At 62.3% G+C, this 18,674-nt stretch carries 18 protein-coding genes; 10 read left to right on the forward strand and 8 right to left on the reverse strand.

Annotation, left to right across the window (positions count from 1 at the left end; all coding sequences use genetic code 11):
* Positions 1-29: 29 nt before the first annotated feature.
* Entirely contained in the window at positions 30-1,589 is a 1,560-nt protein-coding gene (gene guaA, locus R1W01_RS04740) for a glutamine-hydrolyzing GMP synthase (RefSeq protein WP_297756034.1), read from the reverse strand.
* A gap of 133 nt (positions 1,590-1,722) precedes the next feature.
* Between guaA and R1W01_RS04745 the strand changes: the two genes are divergently transcribed.
* The 3 genes from R1W01_RS04745 (at position 1,723) to R1W01_RS04755 (ending at position 5,799) form a co-directional block, all read left to right on the forward strand.
* A complete protein-coding gene (locus R1W01_RS04745; protein ID WP_297756033.1) occupies positions 1,723-2,475 on the forward strand; it encodes a hypothetical protein in 753 nt (250 codons plus the stop codon).
* Positions 2,476-2,656: 181 nt separating this feature from the next.
* Complete coding sequence (locus tag R1W01_RS04750) at positions 2,657-4,105, forward strand: SH3 domain-containing protein (protein ID WP_297756032.1); 1,449 nt, start codon at positions 2,657-2,659, stop codon at positions 4,103-4,105.
* A 152-nt stretch (positions 4,106-4,257) separates the two neighbouring features.
* Positions 4,258-5,799 carry a trimethylamine methyltransferase family protein gene (locus R1W01_RS04755; protein ID WP_297756031.1) on the forward strand — a complete coding sequence of 514 codons (1,542 nt, stop codon included), beginning with the start codon at positions 4,258-4,260 and terminating at the stop codon, positions 5,797-5,799.
* 6 nt (positions 5,800-5,805) lie between these two features.
* Here the strand turns inward: R1W01_RS04755 and R1W01_RS04760 are convergent, their stop codons facing one another.
* Complete coding sequence (locus R1W01_RS04760) at positions 5,806-6,108, reverse strand: DUF6477 family protein (RefSeq protein WP_243613778.1); 303 nt, start codon at positions 6,106-6,108, stop codon at positions 5,806-5,808.
* Positions 6,109-6,332: 224 nt separating this feature from the next.
* Here R1W01_RS04760 and R1W01_RS04765 point away from each other — a divergent pair, with 224 nt between their 5' ends.
* Entirely contained in the window at positions 6,333-7,442 is a 1,110-nt protein-coding gene (locus R1W01_RS04765) for a DUF6456 domain-containing protein (RefSeq protein ID WP_317275037.1), read from the forward strand.
* 248 nt (positions 7,443-7,690) lie between these two features.
* The gene (lipA, locus tag R1W01_RS04770; RefSeq protein ID WP_297756029.1) at positions 7,691-8,644 is read left to right on the forward strand and encodes a lipoyl synthase; all 954 of its coding nucleotides are present in this window, start codon (positions 7,691-7,693) and stop codon (positions 8,642-8,644) included.
* A gap of 182 nt (positions 8,645-8,826) precedes the next feature.
* On the opposite strand, the gene R1W01_RS04775 is transcribed toward lipA, so the two are convergent.
* Complete coding sequence (locus R1W01_RS04775; protein ID WP_243613775.1) at positions 8,827-9,015, reverse strand: hypothetical protein; 189 nt, start codon at positions 9,013-9,015, stop codon at positions 8,827-8,829.
* Positions 9,012-9,551 carry a hypoxanthine phosphoribosyltransferase gene (hpt, locus tag R1W01_RS04780; RefSeq protein WP_243613774.1) on the reverse strand — a complete coding sequence of 180 codons (540 nt, stop codon included), beginning with the start codon at positions 9,549-9,551 and terminating at the stop codon, positions 9,012-9,014. Before hpt ends, R1W01_RS04775 begins: the two co-directional genes overlap by 4 nt.
* A gap of 70 nt (positions 9,552-9,621) precedes the next feature.
* Here hpt and R1W01_RS04785 point away from each other — a divergent pair, with 70 nt between their 5' ends.
* Positions 9,622-10,074 carry a type II toxin-antitoxin system RatA family toxin gene (locus R1W01_RS04785; protein WP_243613773.1) on the forward strand — a complete coding sequence of 151 codons (453 nt, stop codon included), beginning with the start codon at positions 9,622-9,624 and terminating at the stop codon, positions 10,072-10,074.
* Between the two features lie 35 nt (positions 10,075-10,109).
* Positions 10,110-11,402 (forward strand): MmgE/PrpD family protein, encoded by a 1,293-nt coding sequence (locus R1W01_RS04790; protein ID WP_297756026.1) that lies wholly within the window; start codon positions 10,110-10,112, stop codon positions 11,400-11,402.
* A 119-nt stretch (positions 11,403-11,521) separates the two neighbouring features.
* Here R1W01_RS04790 and R1W01_RS04795 read toward each other — a convergent pair whose 3' ends face one another.
* The 4 genes from R1W01_RS04795 to R1W01_RS04810 all read right to left on the reverse strand — a co-directional run bounded on the left by R1W01_RS04795 (position 11,522) and on the right by R1W01_RS04810 (position 14,945).
* Entirely contained in the window at positions 11,522-12,703 is a 1,182-nt protein-coding gene (locus R1W01_RS04795) for an ammonium transporter (RefSeq protein WP_317275038.1), read from the reverse strand.
* A 165-nt stretch (positions 12,704-12,868) separates the two neighbouring features.
* Entirely contained in the window at positions 12,869-13,336 is a 468-nt protein-coding gene (locus tag R1W01_RS04800; RefSeq protein ID WP_243613770.1) for a CinA family protein, read from the reverse strand.
* Positions 13,336-13,818 carry a phosphatidylglycerophosphatase A gene (locus R1W01_RS04805; protein ID WP_243613769.1) on the reverse strand — a complete coding sequence of 161 codons (483 nt, stop codon included), beginning with the start codon at positions 13,816-13,818 and terminating at the stop codon, positions 13,336-13,338. Before R1W01_RS04805 ends, R1W01_RS04800 begins: the two co-directional genes overlap by 1 nt.
* Positions 13,815-14,945 (reverse strand): bifunctional 2-C-methyl-D-erythritol 4-phosphate cytidylyltransferase/2-C-methyl-D-erythritol 2,4-cyclodiphosphate synthase, encoded by a 1,131-nt coding sequence (locus tag R1W01_RS04810; RefSeq protein WP_297756022.1) that lies wholly within the window; start codon positions 14,943-14,945, stop codon positions 13,815-13,817. Before R1W01_RS04810 ends, R1W01_RS04805 begins: the two co-directional genes overlap by 4 nt.
* A 230-nt stretch (positions 14,946-15,175) precedes the next feature.
* On the opposite strand from R1W01_RS04810, the gene dusB reads away from it, so the two are divergent.
* Genes dusB through R1W01_RS04825 form a run of 3 tightly spaced genes read left to right on the forward strand, consistent with a single transcriptional unit; the run spans position 15,176 to position 18,627 of the window.
* Positions 15,176-16,177: a tRNA dihydrouridine synthase DusB gene (dusB, locus tag R1W01_RS04815; RefSeq protein ID WP_297756021.1), complete on the forward strand. Its 1,002-nt coding sequence runs from the start codon at positions 15,176-15,178 to the stop codon at positions 16,175-16,177.
* Entirely contained in the window at positions 16,174-17,259 is a 1,086-nt protein-coding gene (locus R1W01_RS04820; RefSeq protein WP_243613766.1) for a two-component system sensor histidine kinase NtrB, read from the forward strand. The genes dusB and R1W01_RS04820 overlap by 4 nt, the downstream gene beginning before the upstream one ends.
* A 3-nt stretch (positions 17,260-17,262) precedes the next feature.
* Positions 17,263-18,627 carry a sigma-54-dependent transcriptional regulator gene (locus R1W01_RS04825; RefSeq protein WP_243613765.1) on the forward strand — a complete coding sequence of 455 codons (1,365 nt, stop codon included), beginning with the start codon at positions 17,263-17,265 and terminating at the stop codon, positions 18,625-18,627.
* Positions 18,628-18,674: the final 47 nt, after the last annotated feature.

Here is an 18,674-nt window from a genome sequence, read left to right on the forward strand (position 1 = left end):
GCCCGGTGTAGGAGAGATTCGGGTGGGGATTACTCCCACTCGATGGTGCCCGGCGGTTTCGAGGTCACGTCATAGGTCACGCGGTTGATGCCTTTGACCTCGTTGATGATCCGGGTCGCGGTTTCACCGAGGAACTCATGGGAGAACGGATAGTAATCCGCGGTCATGCCATCGACGGAGGTCACGGCACGCAGGGCGCAGGCATAGTCATAGGTGCGCCCGTCGCCCATCACGCCAACGGTGCGGACCGGCAGGATCGCCACGAAGGCCTGCCAGATCTCGTCATAGAGGCCGTGTTTGCGGATCTGGTCGATATAGACCGCATCGGCCTCGCGCAGGATGTCGAGCTTTTCGCGGGTGATCTCGCCGGGGCAGCGGATGGCAAGGCCCGGTCCCGGGAAGGGGTGACGGCCAATGAACGATTGCGGCAGGCCGAGTTCGCGGCCAAGGGCGCGGACCTCGTCTTTGAACAACTCGCGCAGCGGCTCGACCAGCTTGAGGCCCATCTTCTCGGGCAGGCCGCCGACATTGTGGTGCGATTTGATCGTGACAGAGGGGCCGCCGGAAAAGCTCACCGATTCAATGACATCGGGGTAGAGCGTGCCTTGGGCGAGGAAGGTGGCGTCTTCGATCGTGTCGGCATGTTTCTGGAACACATCGATGAAGAGCTTGCCAATGATCTTGCGCTTGGTCTCGGGGTCGGACTGGCCCTCAAGCTCGCCAAGGAAGAGATCGCTCTCGTCGGCGTGGATCAGCTTGATGTTGTAATTGTCGCGGAACATGGTGACGACCTCTTCGGCCTCACCTTTGCGCAGGAGGCCATGGTCGACGAAGACACAGGTCAGTTGGTCGCCGATGGCTTCGTGGAGGAGGATCGCGGTCACCGAGCTATCGACGCCACCAGAGAGACCGCAGATCACATGCGCGTCGCCCACCTGTTCGCGGATCGCCTTGATGGCTTCTTCGCGGTAGGCGCCCATGGTCCAGTCGCCCTTGAACCCGGCGAGCTTCACGAATTGCTCATAGAGCTTTGCGCCGTTCGGGGTGTGGTGCACCTCGGGGTGGAACTGCACGGCGTAGAAATGGCGCTTGGTGTCGGCGGTGATGGCGAAGGGGGCGCCCGGCGAGGTGCCGTAGACCTCAAAGCCCGGCGCGATTTCCGCCACGTGGTCACCATGCGACATCCAGACCTGTTCGTCGCCGTCCTGATACCAGCCCTCGAGCAGGTCGAGTTTCTGGGTCTCTTTGACATAGGCGCGACCGAACTCGGCGGTGCCATGCCCGGATTCCACGCGCCCACCCAGTTGCTGCATCATCACTTGTTGGCCGTAGCAGATGCCGAGGATCGGCACGCCGTAGTCGAAGATCTCCTGCGGGGCGCGCGGGCTTCCTTCGCGGGTCACGCTATCGGGGCCGCCGGAGAAGATGATCGCCTTTGGCGCCATCTCGCGGACCATGTCCATCGTGACGTTCTGATAGGGGTGGATTTCACAATAGACGTTCAACTCGCGCAGGCGACGCGCGATGAGCTGCGTTACCTGGCTACCGAAGTCGATAATGAGAAGGCGGGCGTGGGATGTGTCACTCATGCCAGCCGATTAAGGAATTGGACGCGAGTCGGCAAGAGAGATTGCGTTGTGGGGCGGTGGGTGACATGCTTTGGGTTGTCACATAGCATCCACCTATCGAACGCGATGAGTTATCGTTGCAGTGAGCGGGACGATGATCAAACCACAGATACTTAAGAAGTTCATACGCGATTACTGGGGCTATGGCGATTTCACCGCTCCGATCTGGGTCGTTGGAATGGAGGAAGCTTGCGACAACACCAAAGAGGATTTTGAGCGGCGCATACTTACTTGGTCCGATCGTGGCGAGAAGAAACTTGATGACGCGGCCGGGTTCCACGAGGCCATTCTTGATAAAGGGAAAACGGGCCTTTTTCGGCGCGGTGCGAAGCTGCAACGCACATGGGCAAAACTCATCCGTGCCTATCTCGCAGCCTATGGTGAGAAGACCGATACGGAAACAGCCCGAGATTTCCAGATTGACGTTCTGGGCCGGTCAGCTACTCAACCCATCCAGACTTGTTTTATTGAGTTGATGCCATTGCCCGCGCCCTCAACAGCCAAATGGGGGCATGTCGTCGCGGCCAGCGGGTTGGAGTGTTTGCAAAGCAGGAAAGAATACCTCACGAAGATTGCTCCCAAACGGGTCAAAGCGTTAGAGGCCTTGGTGAGGGAGCATCGCCCCAAGGCAGTGATTTTCTATGGTTCGACGTATCAGCGCTTCTGGGATGATGTCGTTAATTGCGTAGGAGCTGGCTTTGCGAGGCTCGACGGCGAGCGAAACATCCAACGGGCTCAGAACGAGCACACTGTTTTCTTTTCCATACCGCATCCTGTGGCCCGGGGCGTCAAGAATATCGACTATGTCCGGGTTGGTGAAGAGATCAGAGCTCGACTCTGGCAGTGAGGTATTCTCGGTTACTTTGACGCACAAGTGACTGAATTAATTCGGTTTCCAAAACCTAGCTGACCTCGAGACATCCTGCGGCTTCGGTGTGGGAAGTGCGCGCGCGAGATGCCTCTGCCTTGTCTGCGCGCGCTTCGATGGCGCATTGTGCTATGATTGGCCTTTCAGAAGGGGATTGCAGATGAAACGTATATTGGTTTTGGGGCTGTTTTTCCTGACGCTTGCCACCGGGGGGCGGGCGGAGACGTTGATCGTGGATGATCCCAAGGATGGCTGGCTCAACCTGCGCAGTGGGCCGGGGACGTCTTATCGTGTGTTACAGCGGATGGATAATGGGCTTCGGGTCGAGGAAGTGGAGCGGCGCGGCAATTGGTCGAACGTGGTTCTGCCGAGCGGCGTCGTGGGGTGGTCCTATCGCCAATACATGCGGCCCGCCGCGCCGGCGCGTTCCGGTGTCGCCGGGGGATGGGTGACCAGAGACGGCGAAGCGAGCTGGGATCTGCGTCAGAACGGGGTGTTGATCGCGCAGGTGTTCCTTGGGCGGGATCAGGAGACAGGGGGCTATTACTACGGGTTCTTTCGCGATTCCGATGATCCGATGATCCATTTCATGGGGGCCAGCATCGCCTTTTCCGATGGCCGTGAGCGCGAGATCGCTGCCAATGGCTGTTACGGGCGGGCCTGTATGACCGAATATCAGGGCGGTGATGGCATCGCGAGCGCGCAGGTGCGGGTTCCGATTCCGGCGGGGGCGCTGGACCAGACGCTTGAGGCGTTCCAATCGGGGCGGGATATCGCGTTTCGCTATCAGACGCGGGCGAGCTATCAGTCCAACAGTTTCAAGACCATGCGCCTGAGCCTCAAGGGGTCACGCAAGGCGATTGATGCGCTGCGCAGTCAAGGCGGGCGCGCCCCCGCGCCATCTGTGCCTGTCGCAAAGGCGCGGCCTTCGGTGGCACCGGCGCCAAAGCCCGCGCCGGTTGCTGCGGCCCCCGCGGCCCCGACGGGGCGGGGAGAGACGTTTATCGTCAATGAGACGCGGGACGGGGATCAATTCTGTGACGCGGCCGAATTGGACGCCTATCCGCCGCAAGTTTATGCGCCCGAGATGGAGGTCAAGCGCAAGAGTCTGCTCAATGACCCGTATGAGGTCAAATACGTGAACCCTGTGTCGGTCGACTTTGTGGGGCGTGGTACGACAGTGTGGCGGCAGTTCCCGGCCAACAGCACCGATACGATCCTCTATGGCAATGGCGCGGCGATTGCGCGGGGCTCGGTCATTCGGGGATCAACACCGGGCTATGGCGCGCGGTGGCGCGGTGGCTGGGAAATCCGGGATGGGATTGGCCTCGTTATCCGGTTGAAATCCATCGAAAAGCTATCGTGGGGGCATGAGTATTACGAATGCACGCATGGGTTTCTGACAGATGCGCTGGGCCAAGGCTGGCGTCCAGATGCGGCGAGCGGGAAGGTGAAGAAGGCGAATTGGCGCGGCTGCACCATGTGGCTTCATTGCAATCGTTGGACAGACCAGCACCCGGAGAAGAAAGCCAGCCTCGAATACGGTGGTTTGGTCGAGTGGTCGCGCGCGCAGGTGGGGCTCGATCAGCTGCGTTGGAAAGAGGACTAACGGCACCTGCGCCTTGATCTGGTGGTGGTGATGGCGCCTGATCTCGGCCTTTATGTCGTTTTCCTCCCTTGATCGCCGTTATCCTGCGGCGGGGCGAGGCCGGGTGCGGGGTATAGAATCGTCAAGATTCTGATCCACGGGGAGAACGCGATATGGCAGAAGCAGGGCGCAGACGGGCACGCGGTGGTGGCGGTGCGGCACGACGGGCCGAACGCGGCACGCTGAAGATCGAGGCGGCGAAGTATATCGAGCGCAATATTCCGCTGTTCGAAGTCCTCACCGAGGAAGCGATCGAGATCATCGAATACAACGCCGAGACCATCCTTGAAGAGGTTGGCGTGAATTTTGTCGAGAACCCCACCGCACTGGCGCGTTGGCGTCAGGCCGGGGCGGATGTCGATGGAGAGCGCGTGCGCATTCCGCGTGGCATGGCGCGTGAGCTTTGCAAGACGGCGCCGTCTTCCTTTGTGCAGCATGCGCGCAACCCTTCGCGCAATGTCGAGATCGGTGGCAAGACCCTCGTTTGCGCGCCGGTCTATGGCCCGCCCTTCGTGCGCGACCTTGATGGCGGTCGCCGCTATGCCACCATGGATGACTTTGAGAAGTTTGTGAAACTTGGCTATATGTCCAAGTGGCTTCACCATTCGGGCGGCACGGTTTGCGAACCGACCGATGTGCCGGTCAACAAGCGCCACCTCGACATGCTGCTTGCGCATATGACGCTTTCGGACAAGCCGTTCATGGGCTCTGTGACCGACCCGAGCCGGGCGCGTGATAGCGTGGAGATGTGCGAGATCCTGTTCGGCAAAGAGTTCGTACAGGAAAACACCGTGATGACCTCGCTCATCAACATCAACTCGCCGCTGACCTTTGACGAGGTGATGATGGGCGCGCTTGAGGTGTATGCGCAGAACAATCAGGCCTGCATCATTTCGCCCTTTATCGTGGGCGGTGCCATGGCGCCGGTCTCGGTTGCGGGGACGCTGACGCAGGTTCTGGCCGAGGTGCTTGCAGGTGTGGCCTATAGCCAGCTTATCCGTCCCGGCGCGCCGGTGATCTTTGGGGCCTTCGTGACCTCGATTGACATGAACTCGGGCGCACCGACCTTTGGCACCCCGGAAGCGAGCCAGATTCTCTATGGCGCTGGGCAACTTGCGCGGCGTCTTGGCCTGCCGTTCCGGTCGGGTGGTGGTCTTTGCGGCTCGAAACTGCCGGATGCACAGGCAGCCTACGAGACCGCGCATACCCATAATGCGGTGCTCATGGGCGGCGTGAACTTCATGCTGCATAGCTGTGGCTGGCTCGAAGGCGGGCTCGTGTCGAGCTTTGAAAAGTTCGTCATGGATGCCGACCAGCTTGGCACGCTGCACAAAATGGCGCAGGGCGTGGCCTCTGATGAGAACGCGCAGGCGATGGACGCGATCCGCGAGGTGGGGCCGGGCGGCCATTACCTTGGATGCGATCACACGCAGGCGAATTTCAAAGAGGCCTTCTGGCGCTCGGAAGTGCTTGACTACAAGCCCTTCGAGACATGGGAAGAAGAAGGTGCGCGCGATACGCAGGTTCTTGCGGGCGAGCGGGTCAAGAAGCTTCTCGACGCCTACCAAAAGCCCGCGATGGACCCGGCCGTCGAGGCCGCGCTCCACGCCTATGTCGCCGAGAAAAAGGCGTCGGTGCCCGACGCCTTCATGTAAAGCGCCTCAGCTCGGCAAATCCGGCCGCGTGGCCCGCAGCAAGCGGGCCTCGGCCAACATCGCGATCAAGAGATCGACATGACGCACCAGCGAATAGGCGGCATCGCCGCTTGTGCGCTGGGCGTTGACCTCTGCTTCCATCTCCATCAGGCGCATCAGCGCCGGTCCGCTGCGCGGGGCCTTTTGGCCATAGCCCAACAGGCGCGCGAGATGTGGCGCGCGCATATAGTCATCCACCCCGGCACGGGCGGCGCGGATCAACAGGCGGGGACGGCGCAGGGCGTTCAGTCGGGTCAGGATATCTTGCATCGCATATCTCCATCAGTCGCGTGATGTCTCTTGCATGACACAACCCTAGGGGGTGTTGCGGATCGAGAAATACAGCGTTCGCGGGATTTTGGCATTGTTCATAAATGAGAAACAATCATGGACCTACCGAGCGAATGTTAACCACTGGGTAAGGGTTCGTGCTTAGGTTGTGAACAATTTTAGGGAAAAGTCTGTGGATAACTACGGGCGAATGACTGACCAGTATGGGGCTCGAACGGATGCGTATGGAGACCGGATCAGCGAAGGTGCCGGGGTGGGTGCCGGACGAAGCAAAACGCTATTTGGCGCATACGGCTCTGGGGTGGTCTCTGCGTGAGCTTGGGCGTCGCGAGGCGCTTCATCCGTCGACCGTCTTGCGGCAGGTCCGCAAGATCGAGACGCGTCGGGATGATCCCTTGGTGGATCGGGTGCTCGACCGGCTCGCGGAATTGTTCCTTCCCGCGGCACGCCTTCCCACAGACGAGGAGATGGCCCTCATGCAAGCCAATGCCGGACCCGGTGCAATGCCGGACACGCCAAAATTCGAACGTGAAGCACGACGGGTGCTGCGCCATCTCTGTGAGCCGGGGGCGGTGCTCGCGGTGGCGCAGGATATGGAGAAAGCGGTGGTGGTGCGCGAGGATGCGGAGGTTGCGGCGCGCACGGCCACGGTCGATCCCGAGATTGTCGAGGCAATGGCGCTTCAGGCTTGGATCGCGTGTCCACAACCGGGGCGGATCTCGCGATATCACGTCACGGCGGCCGGGCGGGCGTCGCTGAACCGGCTTTTGGCGGCGCAGGAGAACCGTGCCACAGGCTTTGCCGAGGCCCAGGCGGGCTTTGCCAATCCGCATCTAGGTGAGGGGTTGGACGAGGCGGGGGAGGCGATTGTCGGGGCGCGGTTTTCGACTGCGGATTCGCCGCTTGTTGCGCTGGCGCGGCGGCGGGACCGGGCCGGCACGCCCTTTCTCAGCCCGGCGCAGGTTGCGGCCGGAGAGCGGCTTCGTGAAGATTTCGAGATCGCACAGATGGGCGGGATCACGCCTCAGGATTGGCTCGCGCTGATTGCGGGCGACGCGGGGCCGGGCGGCCCGCGCGGGAGCGCCCTGCCGGATCTGGCGCGGGGGCGGGTCGAGGCAGCGCTGGCTGATCTGGGCGAGGGCTTGGCGGATGTGGCGCTTCGGTGTTGCTGTTTCCTTGAGGGGCTTGAGCGAACGGAAAAGCGCCTTGGCTGGTCGGCCCGGTCCGGCAAGATCGTGCTGCGCATTGCGCTCACTCGGCTTTGTGAGCACTACCGATCGCAAAAGGATGGCGCGGGGCCGATGATCGGATGAGCGCGCGGCGAAGAGCGGCGGCAAGGGATATCGCCTGAGGTTCTGAGCCAACAGCGAGCGATGGAGGCGGTGTTTGTCGGAACGGCTGCGCCGCCTTTTGCCAGTCCTCGACGCGCTTTTGCGCGGTGTCTTTCGCTCCGGATCGCTTTACGCTATGTCAGGGGCGAAGACCCGGGTCCCGGAATGCGACAGGGCGCGCGCTGCGTTTCTGTGTTAGACGGGACCAAATGAGCGAAGAAAGACCTCGCATGCGTGATCTCAAGATTCCCCAGGAACGCCACCCCGAAAAGGCGCACCGTCCTGACAATGCCCAGCCCAAGAAGCCAAGCTGGATCCGCGTCAAAGCCCCGATGGGCGAAGGCTATCGCCAGACCCACAAGATCATGCGCGAGCACAAGCTTGTCACGGTCTGTGAAGAGGCGGGCTGTCCGAACGCCGGCGAATGTTGGAGCCAGGGCCACGCCACGATGATGATCATGGGCGAGGTCTGCACCCGCGCCTGTACCTTCTGCAACATCGCGACAGGCAAGCCGCCCGAAGATCTTGACGTGTTCGAGCCGGGCCGCGTTGCGGATGCGGTGCAGAAGCTTGGCCTCAACCACGTGGTCATCACCTCGGTGGACCGCGACGATATTGAAGATGGGGGGGCAGAGCATTTCGCCCAGACCATTCGCGCCATTCGCCATCGCAGCCCCGGCACCACGATCGAGATTCTGACGCCGGATTTCATCCGCTGTAAGCCCGAGGTGCTTGAGGTGGTCGTGGCGGCGAAGCCGGATGTGTTCAACCACAACCTCGAAACCGTGCCCGGCCTCTATCCGGAAGTGCGCCCCGGCGCGCGGTATTTCCATTCCCTGCGCCTGTTGCAGCGGGTGAAGGAAATCGATCCGACGATGTTCACCAAGTCGGGCATCATGGTCGGGCTTGGCGAGGACAAACAGGCGGTGCATCAGGTCATGGAAGACATGCGCGCCGCCGATATCGATTTCCTCACCATCGGCCAGTACCTTCAGCCGACACCGAAGCACCACGCGGTGGATCGGTTCGTCACGCCCGAAGAATTCGCAGGCTATGAGAAAGCGGCCTATGGCAAGGGGTTCCTGATGGTGTCGGCGACGCCGCTCACCCGGTCCTCCTACCATGCAGGCGATGATTTCGCGAAACTGCGCGATGCGCGGATGGCGAAACTCTCCAAGAACTAGGGGCGCTCCCGCCCCTTTCGCGGCGCAGCGGGGCTGCGCCTCGAAAGCGTTGGGCGTGGCTGGGGGCAAGCCCCCAGACCCCCGATTTCAATTGCCCCCCCCGAGAACCTCATGTTGAATTGGGGGGCCAGCCCCCCAAGCCCCCCGGGATATTTCTGGCAAGAGGAAGACAGGGGGCGGCGCTATTTGAACATACGGCCCTTGGGGGTCATGTTCGGGGTGAGCCAATCGGGCCAGCCGATGAAACGTTCTATTGCAAATAGCGCGAGGCAGGCGGCCAGCACCGCGAAGAAGAGGAGGACCCGCCGCGTCGAGGGCGGGTTGCGCGCCCATCGCGTCATACGCAGGAGCTGGCGGGTCGGGAACCTCATTCGGTGAAGCGGACCTTGCCGATGAAGGGCAGGTTGCGGTTGTGCTGGGCATAGTCGATGCCATAGCCGACCACGAATTCATCCGGGATTTCAAAGCCGGTCCAGTCGGCCTTCACATCCGTTTCACGGCGCGAGGGTTTGTCGAGAAGCGCGATGGTGCGCAGTTTGCGCGGTTTGCGGGCCGTGAGGATGTGGAGCACATGCGAGAGGGTAAAGCCGGTGTCGACGATATCCTCGACCACCAGCACGTCACGGCCCTCGATCTCGCCGCGCAGATCCTTGAGGATGCGCACCTCGCGGCTCGATTCCATGGCATTGCCGTAAGACGACGCCTCGAGAAAGTCGACCTCGACGTCGAGGTTCAGCTCGCGCACCAGATCGGCGATGAAGACGAAAGACCCGCGCAACAGGCCCACAACGACGAGCTTGTCGGTATCGGCGAACTCGGCCTCGATCTCGTCGGAGAGTTCCTCGATCCGGGCCGCGATGGACTTGGCCGAGATCATCTGGTCGATGACATATGGACGCTTTGGCATGACACCCCCTTGATTTTCCGCGTTGAGCATACGAAATGGACGCCCACTGTCCACGCGAAAACGGGGCGACATGCCGACCCACTCTGAGACCCGCACGCTGCCTTATACGGCAAAGCAGATGTATGACCTCGTCGCAGACGTGGCCTCTTATCCGAAGTTCCTTCCTTGGTGCGCGGCGGCAAGGGTGCGCTCTGTGACGCCGGAGGGTGAGGCGCGGCTGATGCTGGCGGATCTGGTGATTTCCTTCAAAGTGTTCCGCGAACGGTTCGGCAGTCGGGTGTTGTTGCGGGATGCGGAGATGAGCATTGACACGGAGTACCTCGACGGGCCGTTCAAGTTCCTCAAGTCCACATGGGATTTCAAGGATGTAGAGGGCGGTTGCGAGGTGTCGTTCTTTGTCGATTTCGAGTTCAAGAACGCGATCCTGCAAGGGGTGATCGGGGTTGTCTTCAACGAGGCGATGCACCGGATCGTGCGCGCCTTTGAGAAACGCGCCGCCGATCTTTACGGCGCGCAGGCGTAAGCTATGGTGGCCTCCTGATCTCAGGAGGGACGCCCATGTTGACCGAGTCGCTTGCCGCTTTCATCAGCCAAGCCCCAGAAGCCCCGGAAGAGACGCGGCAGATGCTGCGCCTGTCGATGCTCGACTGGGCCGCGTGCGGGATTGCCGGGGCGACGGAGCCTGTTTCCCGGATTTGTCGCGAAATGGTCTGCGAGGAAGGCGGGCTTGGCGAGGCGTCGCTTTTTGGCACCGCCGAGCGGGTGCCGGCGCGGGGGGCGGCGCTGGTCAATGGGGCGACGTCCCATGCACTTGACTATGACGATACGCATTTTGCCCATATCGGGCACCCATCGGTCGCGGTGATGCCGGCTGCGCTGGCGCTCGCTGAGGGGGCGGGGGCGACGGGCGCGGCGCTTCAGGAGGCTGCGCTTGTCGGGATCGAGGCCTCGGTGCGGGTTGGCGTGTGGCTCGGGCGGAGCCACTATCAGACCGGATTTCACCAGACCGGCACGGCGGGCGCCTTTGGTGCGGCGGCGGCGGGAGCGCGGCTTTTCGGATTTGACGCACGCCAAAGCGCGGCGGCGCTTGGCCTTGTGGCGACGCGAGCCTCGGGGCTGAAATCGCAGTTCGGGACGATGGGCAAGCCTTATAACGCAGGGCTTGCGGCGGCGAACGGGGTCGAGGCGGTGCTCTTGGTCGCCAAGGGATTCGTGCCGAACCCTGAGGGGCTTGAATGCGCGCAAGGCTTTGGACCGACGCATGCGGGCGAGGCCAATGACAGCGCCCTCGCCGGGCTTGGCGAGACATGGCTTTTTGACGGGATCAGCCACAAGTTCCACGCCTGTTGCCACGGGCTGCATGCGACGCTCGAGGCGCTTGGGGGCATGAACCGGCCTGCGCCGGAGGAGGTTCAGGCGGTGGAGATTACGACCCATCCGCGCTGGATGACGGTCTGCAACCAGCCCGCGCCGGAGACCGGGCTTGGGGCAAAGTTCTCTTACCGGATGGTCGCGGCGATGGCGCTTTCGGGGGTGTCGACGGCGGCGCTCGCGAGCTATTCGGCCGAGATGTGCGCCGACCCTGCGCTCCGCGCCTTGCGCGATTGCGTGAGCGTGGTTGCGGATGAGGCGCTGGCAGAGACAGAGGCGCGGGTGCGGATCACGCTCAAGGATGGCACGGTGCTTGAGGCGGCGCATGATCTCAACGCACCGATGCGCCTTGAGGATCGTGCGGCGCGGCTTATGGCAAAGGCCGAGGCGCTCATTGGTGAGGACCGCACGGGCGCGCTTTGGGCGTTGATCGAGGCGGCGGCCAGCCCAGAGGCGATTGGCCGGGCGCTGGCACCCTGATCTTCTTCTCTGGAAAAATACTCTCGCCGAAGGCGGCCTGACGGGGCGGCGGGCGCAGGGCAATGGAAAAGGGCGGACCCGCTGAGGCCCGCCCTTTGTCGTTCCGCTGAAGCGCGTGGCTAGGACACGATGTCGTAGGCGCGTTCGCCATGCACTGTGAGGTCGAGGCCGTTGACCTCGGTCTCGGCATCAACGCGCAGCGGGGTGATGAGGCCGCAGAGCTTCACCAGCACGACGGTGACGACGAGCGTGAAGATGCCGACCACGGCGAGGCCACCGAGCTGGGCCGCCCAGGTGCCTGCGCCGAAGACGGCGATCATGATGGTGCCAAAGATGCCACCCACACCATGCACGGCGAAGACGTCGAGCGTGTCGTCAATGCCGAGCGTGTTGCGGATCAGGTTCACGGCTTCCTGGCAGAGGATACCGGCCACAGCGCCGATGATCAGCGCTTCGATCGGGCCAACAAAGCCAGAGGCCGGGGTGATCGAAGCGAGGCCTGCGATGGTGCCGGTGACGATGCCGGCGAGCGAGGCTTTGCCGTATTTGATCTTCTCCCACAGGGCCCAAGACAGGGACGCGGTTGCGGCGGATATATGGGTCACGGTGAGGGCCATGGCCGCGCCGCCATCTGCGGCAAGCTGCGAGCCGCCGTTGAAGCCGAACCAGCCGACCCAGAGCATCGCTGCGCCAATAAAGACATAGGCCGGCGCATGCGGGGGTGTGGTACGGTTCTTGCGCGGACCGAGGAAGACGGCGATCACAAGAGCGGCGATGCCTGCGGTTTCGTGGACAACGATGCCGCCCGCAAAGTCACGCACGCCGGTTTCGCCGAAGAGGCCGCCATCAGCGAGCATCCCACCGCCCCAGATCCAGTGCACCACGGGTGCGTAGCAAAGGAGCATCCAGAGGCCGGAGAAGAGGAGGACAAAGCCAAAGCCGATCCGTTCCACATAGGCACCGACGATGAGTGCCGGGGTGATGATGGCGAAGGTCATCTGGAAGGCGAAGAACAGCACTTCAGGGAGCGTGCCCGAGAGGCTCTCGGCGGTGACGCCCATGAGGAACATCTTGGCCAACCCGCCCCAGAGCCCGGTCTCGCCGGGGCCGAAGGCGATGGTATAGCCAAAGGCGAGCCAGAGAATGCTCATCAGGCAGGCAATGCCATAGACCTGCATGAAGACGCTGAGGACGTTGCGCGCCCGGACGAGGCCGCCGTAAAACAGCGCCAGTCCGGGCAATGTCATGAACAGGACCAAGGCCGTTGCCACGATGATCCAGGCGGTATCCGCTCCGTTCATTGTCCCTTCCTTTCCGTTTTTCTGTTGGTTTTCGCGTCAGAAAGCGGAAAGAACGTGCAAAACATAGATGCAATTGCGTGCAGGGGTGCGCAAAACATGGGCGATTTGCGCTTTGATTAAAAAAGTGGCGCAAATGCGTGGTGTGAGATTAAATTGCGGGCGGCTTTAGGATGCGGCGTCGCGCAGGAGGGTCAGGGCATGATTCCGTGCGGCCGTGCGGACCTCTGCGCGTCCCAAGGCGCCGAACTCGACGGTTTCCGTGTTGCAGCCCGCGCGGGTGGCGAGGCCGAAACAGACGCGCCCCTCGGGTTTGAACTCGGACCCGCCGGGGCCAGCGATACCGGTGATGGAGACGGTGAGGTCAGCATCGGAATTGACCAGCGCGCCGAGCGCCATTTCACGGGCCACCTCTTCGGAGACCGCGCCATGGGTCGCAAGGGTTGCCTCGCGCACGCCAAGCATCTCGGTTTTGGCGAGATTGGTGTAGGTGACAAAGCCGCGCTCGACCACGTCGGAGGAGCCGGGCACATCCGTCAGCGCGGCCGAGACCATGCCGCCGGTGCAGCTTTCGGCGGTGGCGATCTTCCAGCCGCGGGCGCGGGCGGCGGCGAGGGTCTCTGCGGCGAGGCTCATCAGATCAGGAAGATGTGGTAGATGGCGGCGGCGATGATCGTGGCGATCCCGGCAAAGACCCCGGCCCAAAGATCATCGAGCATGACGCCCACGGCATCGTGGCGGCGATCTGCCTTGCCCACGAGCCATGGCTTTTTGATGTCGAAGAGGCGGAAGAAGAGGAAGGCCGCGATCGGGCCGGGCCAGACCATGGACATGTCGCGCATGTAGAACCCGTAGGCCGGAAACAGCATGGCGAGCCACATACCCGCGACCTCGTCGATGACGATCTCGGAAGGGTCGTCGCCGGGGCGGTCGGCAAGTTCCACCTTGCAGGCCCAGAAGCCCGCGACGATGGCGATCAGCGTGGCGAGGACGAGGGGCCAGAAGCCCAGGTAACGCTCGATCCCCCAGCCGAGGATCAGGGCCGCGAGAGAACCCCATGTGCCGGGTGCCCAAGGCAGGAGGCCGACGCCGAAGAAAATGGAAATCTGTCTGCTCATGCTTTTACCAATGTTGCGGTGGCGAGCGCCGCAATCCCTTCTTCGCGGCCTGTGAAGCCGAGTTTTTCGCTTGTGGTGGCCTTGATCGAAATGCGCGCCGCCTCAAGGCCCATGATCTCGGCCATGCGGTTGGTCATGGCGGCGGCATGGGGGCCGATCTTGGGGCGTTCGCAGATCAGGGTGCAGTCGATATTGGAGATCGAGAACCCGTGTTCGGCGGCGAGCTTGACTGCATGGTCGAGGAAGATCGCGCTGTCGGCGCCTTTCCATTGCATGTCGGAAGGTGGGAAATGGCGGCCAATATCGCCCATCGCCAGCGCGCCATAGATCGCGTCGGTCACGGCATGCATGCCCACATCGGCGTCGGAGTGGCCCTTGAGGCCGCGTGTATGGGGGATTTGCACGCCGCAGAGCGTCACGTGATCGCCGCCGTCATCAAAGGCGTGCACGTCGAAACCATTGCCAAGCCGGATATCCATTGCGCCTCGTAAGCTCTTTTCCATGCGCGCGAAATCCTCGGGCGCGGTGATCTTCAGGTTGGTTTCATTGCCCGGCACGATGGTGACGTCAAGCCCCGCGGCGCGGGCGACCTCGACGTCATCGGCAGCATTGCCCGGATGGGCGCGATGCGCGGCAAGGATCGCATCGAAGTGAAACCCTTGCGGGGTTTGGGCGCGGTAGAGCGCGGAGCGGTCCTCGGTGCCTGACACGGTGCCGTCTGTGCCGCGCCAGAGGGCGTCGGTGACGGGAAGCGCGGGAGCTGCGCCGGGAGAGGTCTTAAGCATGGCGAGAACGTCGGAGATGATCGTCGCGGTGATCCCGGCGCGCGCGACGTCATGGATCAGCACATGGGTGATACCGCGCCCTTCGAGGGCTTCGAGACCGGCGCGGACGGAGTCTGCGCGGGTGGCCCCGCCATCGACCGTTTCGACTCCGAGCGTTGCGGCTTCGGCGGCGTCATCGGGGTGGGTCACGGCGAGAATCAGGTCGATGGCCGGATGGGCGGCGAAAGCGGCGACGGTCCAGTCGGCCACGCGCCGACCGGCCAGCGGACGCCATTGCTTCGGCGCACCGGGGCCAGCGCGGGTGCCGCGTCCGGCGGCGACGATAAGGGCGGCGGTTTTCATGACGTCTCTCTAGCCTGTTTTGGTGCGAAACTGAATTGCCCAAATGCCACGTTCCGATGATCCGGCTTGCGTGAACTTCTGCTCCATCGGCGGGCGAGTGCGCGGAAAGGGACTGGAAATTTGCCTATTTTTTCATCAGGTGCATAATTCCGCCTCAAAATCGGATGTGCGAAGATTGAGCATCCCCCCCGAGTCGGCTAGCACCGAGATATTGCACAAGGAATAGGCAAGTGACCGTAGAAGTCGCACAACTCAGGCTAACACCCCCCGTCTTCCTCGCCCCGTTGGCCGGGATCACGGATCGTCCGTTCCGCGACCTCGTCTCGCGGTTTGGCGCGGGGTTGGTCGTATCAGAAATGGTGGCGAGCCAAGAAATGGTGCAGCAGAAGCCCGGCGTGCGCGAGAAAGCGGAGCTTGGGTTTGAGAGCGCCAATACCTCGGTGCAGATCGCCGGGCGCGATGCCTATTGGATGGCCGAGGCGGCGCGGCAGGTTGAGGCCAATGGCGCGACGCTCATCGATATCAATATGGGCTGTCCGGCAAAGAAGGTGACCAGCGCGAGCGGCGCGGGGGCGTCCGGGTCGGCGTTGATGAAAGACCTAGACCATGCGCTCAGCCTCATTGAGGCGGTGGTAGAGGCGGTGTCGATCCCGGTGACACTGAAGACGCGGCTTGGCTGGGACGATGAGATGCGCAACGCGCCCGAATTGGCGCGGCGCGCCGAGGGCGCGGGTGTGAAGATGGTGACGATCCACGGGCGCACGCGCTGTCAGTTCTACAAGGGCGCGGCGGATTGGGCGGCGATTGCCGAGATCAAGCAGGCGGTGACTGTCCCGGTGATTGCCAATGGCGATATCGTGGATACCGAGACCGCGCAACGCGCGCTCGCGGCATCAGGCGCGGATGGCGTCATGGTCGGGCGCGGGGCGCAGGGGCGTCCTTGGGCGCTGGCGCAGATTGCCGCCGATCTTTTTGGAGCGGAGGCGCCGGAGATCCCAGAGGGCGAGGCGCGCGCCGAGATGGTGGCGGAACATTACGAGGCGATGCTGGCGTTTTACGGGCAAGATCTCGGACTGCGCGTCGCGCGCAAACATTTGGGTTGGTACATGGACGACGCGGGCACACCGGGCGACCTGCGTCGCCTGATCCAGACATGTCGTGATCCGAAAGAGGTTCTGGCGCGCTTGCCGGAGGCCTTTCGGGATGCAGGAAATAGGAAGCAAGTGGCATGAGTGAGTTCGACGAAGCGATTTGGAATTCGCTGCCGGTTCCGGCGTTGCTGGTCGATCCGGACGAGCTTATCGAGGATATCAACCCGGCGGCGGAAAGCTTCCTGAACGCTTCTGCCAAGTCGATGCGGGGGGTGCCTGTCTGGGACAAGGTCACGGTCGATGCGCCGCTCGAGAACGCGCTGCAACGCTCGCGCGATCATGGCACACCGCTTTTCGTCAATGATGCCGATATCGGTACGGGCGAGGGGCCGCCGATTCAGGGCAACCTCAAGATCGCACCGGTGAGCAACAAGCCGGGCTATATGCTTTTCCTGATCACCTCGCGCGAATTGGCGGGGCGGATGACGCGCTCTCACGGGGTCAAATCCTCGGCCAAGTCGGCGATCGGCATGGCAGAGATGCTGGCCCATGAGATCAAGAACCCGCTGGCAGGCATTACCGGCGCGGCACAGCTTTTGTCGATGAACCTTGAGGCGGATGACCTCGAGTTTACGGACCTGATCGTCGAGGAGAGCCGCCGGATCGTAAAGCTTCTTGAGCAGGTCGAACAGTTTGGCAACCTGTCGCCGCCGCAGCAGAAGCCGGTCAATATCCATGATGTGCTTGATCGGGCGCGACGCTCGGCGCTTGTCGGGTTTGGCGCGCATATGAAGATCGTTGAGGATTACGACCCGTCGCTGCCGCTTGCGCTTGGCGATGCGGATCAGTTGTTACAGGTGGTGCTCAACCTTCTGAAGAACGCCTCGGAGGCGGCAGAAGGCAGCGGGACGATCCGCCTGCATACCTATTACGAACATTCGTTCCGGATGCGGCGGTCGGATGGCTCGGGCCAGCCTCTGCCACTTCAGGTCGAGGTGATCGACGATGGTCCGGGTCTGCCGCAGGACATCAAGGGCGATGTGTTCGATCCGTTCATCTCGGGGCGCGAGAATGGCACCGGGCTTGGCCTTGCATTGGTGAGCAAGATCATCTCGGACCATGACGGGCTTATCACTGTCGATAGCGTTCCCGGACGCACCGTTTTCCGTATTTCCCTTCCGCGTGTTCCGCGTGAACGCACGACATCATCCAAGGAGAGTTAACCCATGGACGGCACCGTTCTTGTTGCAGATGACGATCGCACGATCCGCACCGTTCTCACGCAGGCGCTGACGCGGGCGGGATGTAAGGTCCACGCAACCTCGTCGCTTACCACGCTTATGCGCTGGGTCGGAGAGGGCAAGGGCGACGTGGTGATCACCGATGTGATGATGCCGGACGGCAATGGGCTCGAGATGTTGCCCAAGATTGCCGAAGACCGGCCCGGCCTGCCGGTGATCGTGATTTCGGCGCAGAACACCATCATGACGGCGATTCAGGCGGCCGAGGCGGAAGCCTATGACTACCTGCCGAAACCGTTCGACCTGCCGGATCTGATGAAGCGCACCTCCAAGGCGCTTGAATTGAAACGCCGCGCACCGTCTGCGCCGCAGATCGAGGACGATCGCCCGGATGAATTGCCGCTTGTTGGGCGCACGGCGGCCATGCAGGCGCTATACCGTCTTGTGGCGCGGGTGATGAACACCGACCTGCCGGTTTTGATTTCCGGCGAAAGTGGCACGGGCAAATCGCTTATCGCGCGGGAAATTCATGATTTTTCGGATCGTCGGACGCTTCCGTTCGTGGTTGTCAACGCGGCGGACCTGAGCGATCTCGAGGGGCCGAGCCGGGTTCTGGCCAAGGCCAAGGGCGGCACGGTGTTGTTCGATGAGATCGGAGATTTCGATGACGAGGTGCAGGCGCGGATCGTGCGGATGATCGACAATCCGGGCGAGCATAGCCCGCGGTTCATGGCCACCTCGCAACGCGACCTTGGCGACCTGATGGACAAGGGCAACGTGCGTCAAGACCTCTATTACCGGCTGAACGGTGCGACGATTCACGTGCCGTCCCTGCGCGAGCGGGTTGATGATATCCCGCTGCTGGTCGAGCATTTCCTCACACGGGCCGAGCGGGACGGGGCGCAGATGCGGCTCTTCTCGGAGGACGCGATGGAGCTGTTCCGCGCCTATAGTTGGCCTGGCAACGTTCGCCAGCTTGAGAATGCAGTCAAACGGCTCGTGCTGACGGCGCGCTCGGAAGAAATCACGCGGCCCGAGGCGGAATCCGTGCTTGGCGCGCAGCCGCAAGTCGGGCCGCTTCTTGGCGGGGAAGACACCGAGAAGCTTTCGGCCTCGGTGGCGCGGCATTTGCGGCGCTATTTCGATCTGCATGGCAAGATGTTGCCGCCGGCAGGGCTATATGCGCGGATCTTGAAAGAGATCGAATTGCCGCTGATCGAGATTGCGCTTGATGCGACGGGCGGCAATCAGGCGAAATGCGCGGATCTCCTTGGCATCAACCGAAATACGCTCCGGAAAAAGATCACCGATCTCGATATTCAGGTGACAAGACGGCGGAAGTTGATGTAAAACTGCCACAATAGAGTGACCGATCTGCCGCAGTTTTAGCGGTGGCG

The organism is Shimia sp. FJ5 (assembly GCF_032918335.1).
GTDB lineage: Bacteria > Pseudomonadota > Alphaproteobacteria > Rhodobacterales > Rhodobacteraceae > Shimia > Shimia aestuarii_A.